This is a genomic window from Thermoflexus sp. (genome assembly GCF_040289485.1).
GTDB lineage: Bacteria > Chloroflexota > Anaerolineae > Thermoflexales > Thermoflexaceae > Thermoflexus.
Map to the genome: position 1 here is coordinate 1 of NZ_PSLG01000098.1, position 3885 is coordinate 3885.

Below are 3885 nucleotides of genomic sequence, written 5' to 3' on the forward strand. Positions count from 1 at the left end.
CACCCCGGGCGCGGGGTCGCGAGGCCGTAGGCCGATGCGCCCACCCCCCTCACGGACCCGTCGTCGGCGATGACGACCGCCCGTGTCCCCGTGGTGCCCACGTCCAGCCCGGCGAGGAGGGCCATCTCCTAGGACCGCCGGGTTCGGGAGCGGGCGGCCCGATTCGGCTTCGGCGCTCCCGCTCGAAGGCCCGCCTCCCTCAGGATCGCCGCCTCGTCCATCCCCAGGGCCTCGTAGACGACCCGGTAGCCGGCCACGGCGTCCTTCCGACGCCGCGCCTCGGCCAGCGCCGCCCTGTCCACGCGGGAGGCCACCTGCTCGATGAACCTCCACTGGAGAACGCTCTGACGCACGGCCTGGACCTGGTCCTCCGTGTAGGGGAAGAGGTCGAACCCCATTCGCTCCCCCCGGCGCCCGTAGCCCACGTCCGCGAGGACGACGGCCAGCTCGAGGGCCTGCATGAAGAAGCTGGCCCCCGTCATGTTGTCGTCATCGAAGGTGCCCCACCCACTGTTGCTGTGCTGGTGGCCCAGCCGGCCCTCGGCGGCCAGCAGGGCCGCGTACTCGCCCAAATTCTCGCCGTTCATGATGAGGTGCTGCCAGTCCATGTTGACGAGGAGCCTCCGGGTGTCGACGCCCCGCTCGGCGACCTTGCGGATGACGTACAGGGTCATCCCGATGTCCCGCATGAGGATGCGCATGGCGGGCTCGCTGTTCTTGTGCTCCAGGAAGATGGTGACGCCCCGCCGGGCCGCGTGGTCCGTCACCTCGGCGATACCGTCCACCAGCCACTGCCACGCGGACGCGTAGTCGGTCTGGAATAAGTAGTTGTATCCCTCTCCGCCCGGCCAGATGATGAACCGGGCCCCCAGCCGGGCGGCCAGGTCCACGCCCGATTTCGCGATCCTCACCACCTCGGCCCGCCGACGCGGGTCGGGGTGCGTGAACCCTCCCAAGCCGTACCGCGGATTGCTGAAGGTGCCGAGGGCGAGACAGTAGATGTCCATCTCCCCGAGGGCGCGGCGGATGGAGGGCGCCGTCTCCTCGGTGATCTCGGTGGGGTAGTGGTACTCGAAGCCGTCCACGAGGCCCCGGAGCCCTGCTGCAGCCCTCTGGGACCTCTCCACCATCGTCTCGCGGGCTGCCTCCGGGTGGTAGCCTCCCGGCATGAACCGGGTCGCATTGGGACCGAAGGCCCAGATCCCCACGCTCGTCCGTAACGCCGCCATGACGCCTCCTCCTTGCGCCGCACCCTGCGGCCGCGTCCCTCGTACGCTATAATACGCTATAATAGGCGTTGGTGCCCACGAAACTCTGGCGCGCCCGCCCAGCGCATCCATGAGCCCGTCCGGAGAGGGAACCCCGACGGCGAGACCCAGCCTGCCGTCCGTCCTTCGGTGGGGCACGTGGGCCCTGGGGTCCTATGAGGTGGCCATCTACATCGCCCTCCTCGCCGTGGTCACCGGCGTCGCACTCCTCGCCCCGCGCTTCCTCAGCCCCGACAACCTCTTTGAGGTCGCCCGCAACTTCGCCTTCATCGCGGCGGTGGGGGTCGGAGAGTCGCTGGTCATCCTCACGGGGGGCGGAGGGATCGACCTCTCGGTGGGGTCGCTCATGGGCCTCGGGGGCGTGGTCACCACCAAGCTGCTGGGGATCGGTTGGCCGGTGGCTGCCGCCATCGCGGCCGGAGTGGCGGCGGGTCTGGCCTGCGGGACGGTCAACGGGCTCTTAGTGACCCGGGCGCGGATGACTCCCCTCATCCCGACCCTCGGCATGCTCTCCATCGCCCACGGACTGTCCCTGGTGATCACCCAGGGGTACCCCCTCACTGACCTGGGGCCCCAGGGCGCCACCTTCGTGGCCCTGGGAGCGGGGTACGTGGGGCCGGTGCCCAACCCCGTCGTGTACATGGTCCTCGTGGTGCTGGCGGGATGGATCGTCCTCACCTACACGCCCTTCGGCTATGACGTGTACGCGGTCGGCGGCAACGCCGAGGCCGCCCGGCTGAGCGGCATCAACGTGGAGCGGACCCGGCTCGTGGCCTACATGGTGAGTGGCGGGCTAGCGGCCCTCACGGGCATTCTCCTGGCGGCCCGCCTTTCGGTGGGGGACGCCACCACGGGGCAGGGCCAGGAACTCAACGTCATTGCCGCCGCGGTGATCGGCGGCGTGAGCCTGCTCGGCGGCCAGGGATCGGTGCTGGGGCTGTTCGCCGGGGCCGCCCTCATCGGCGTGCTCCTCAACGCCATGGTCCTCATGGGCGTCCCCGCCTTCTGGCAGGAAGTGGTCATCGGCAGCACCATCATCGTGGCGGTGCTCCTGGACCGGGTGCGGGCGCGATTGGCCCGAGAGTGAGGGTGCCTCCCCGCGCGTTCCCTCCTCCGCGGAGGACTCGGTCGAAGGAACCGCCATCACGTCGTGTTGACAGACGATCCAGGGACACCGTATGCTGGTGCCCTACGGAGTCTATCTCATCCTGGGGGAGGGAGAGAGATGCGCACGATCAGAGTGCTCGGCCTCACGACCGTGGGCCTGGCGCTCGTGGCGTCCCTGCTGGGCGCTCCGGCCCAGGGCGCCAAGACCCTGGTCTTCGCCGTCGTCCCGAAGGCCATCAACAACCCCTTCTTCAACGACGTCCGCCGCGGGTGCGAGGCGGAGGCCAAGAAACTCGGCGTCCAGTGCTACTACACCGGCCCCACCGTCACGGAGATCCAGCCCCAGATCCAGGTCCTGGAGAGCCTCATCCAGCGGCACGTGGACGGCATGGCCATCTCCGCCGTGGACGGCAAGGCGGTCGTTCCGGTCATCAAGCGGGCCATGGCCGCCGGCATTCCCGTCGTGACCTTCGACTCCGACGCCGCGCCGGGCTCCGGCCGGCTCGCGTTCATCGGCACCAACAACTACAAGGGCGGCCTCGCTTTGGGGAAGGCCTTCGCCCAGCTCCTGCCCAACGGAGGGAAGTACGCCATCATCACGGGCGGCCTGGGCGCGCAGAACCTCAATGAGCGCATCCGGGGCGTCCACGACGGTCTCAAGGAAGCGGGCGTGGCCAGCAAGTTCCAAGAGGTCTCGGGGTCGCCCTTCCCCTGCAACGACGACATCAACCGGGCCGTCCAGCTGATCGAGCAGGCCCTCACCGCCCACCCCGATCTCGTGGGCATCGTCGCGGTGGGGGGCTGGCCCCTCTTCGCCCCGGAGGCCTACAAGCAGGCCCTCAAGCCCAAGCTGGCGGACATGAAGGCCGGGAAGTTCGCGGTGGTCGCCTTTGATACCCTCAAGCCGGAGCTGGAGCTGCTGAAGGAAGGCTACGTGAATACCCTGGTGGGACAGCGGCCGTACCAGATGGGCGTCCACAGCATCCTCGCCCTGTACAACTACGTCACCAAGAAGATCAAGCCGAAGGACCCCACCGACACCGGACTCGACATCGTCACCCGGGCCAACGTGGCCCAGTTCCTCAAGTAGGATCCTCGGGCGGGGGAGGGACCCCCTTTCCCCCGCCCCTCCCTTCACCTCCACCCCGGGCCTCATGAGCCCGAGCGGTGGTCCGCCTCAGTCTCCCCGTCTCCGGGGGGTGGCGCTGGCGTGGCCGTGGCGCGGGACGACCCGCTTGGGTATGATTCGGAGGGGACGGACGTGGACGCACACCTCGTGGAGATGCGGGGCATCCACAAGCGCTTCGGCGCGGTCCAGGCGCTGCGCGGGGTGGACTTGGTCCTCGACAGCGGTGAGGTGCTCGGGCTGGTGGGGGACAACGCCGCGGGCAAGTCCACGCTGATGAAGGTCCTCTCGGGCGCCCTCCAGCCCGACGCGGGGGAGATCCTGTTCCGGGGGACGCCCGTGCGGTTTGCCTCGCCAGCGGACGCCCGCCGGTTGGGCATCGAG

The 3885-nt window shown here is 69.3% G+C and carries 4 protein-coding genes; 3 read left to right on the plus strand and 1 reads right to left on the minus strand.

Annotation, left to right across the window (positions count from 1 at the left end):
* Window positions 1–128: 128 nt before the first annotated feature.
* On the minus strand, window positions 129–1229 hold the full coding sequence (locus C4313_RS11050; RefSeq protein WP_352429916.1) for a sugar phosphate isomerase/epimerase family protein: 1101 nt from the start codon (window positions 1227–1229) through the stop codon (window positions 129–131).
* 109 nt (window positions 1230–1338) lie between these two features.
* On the opposite strand from C4313_RS11050, the gene C4313_RS11055 reads away from it, so the two are divergent.
* The 3 genes from C4313_RS11055 to C4313_RS11065 all read left to right on the plus strand — a co-directional run.
* Window positions 1339–2355 carry an ABC transporter permease gene (locus tag C4313_RS11055; RefSeq protein WP_352429917.1) on the plus strand — a complete coding sequence of 339 codons (1017 nt, stop codon included), beginning with the start codon at window positions 1339–1341 and terminating at the stop codon, window positions 2353–2355.
* A 138-nt stretch (window positions 2356–2493) separates the two neighbouring features.
* Window positions 2494–3465 (plus strand): sugar-binding protein, encoded by a 972-nt coding sequence (locus C4313_RS11060; RefSeq protein WP_352429918.1) that lies wholly within the window; start codon window positions 2494–2496, stop codon window positions 3463–3465.
* A gap of 192 nt (window positions 3466–3657) precedes the next feature.
* A partial coding sequence (locus C4313_RS11065) for an ATP-binding cassette domain-containing protein (RefSeq protein ID WP_352429920.1) occupies window positions 3658–3885 on the plus strand: 228 nt, incomplete at its 3' end.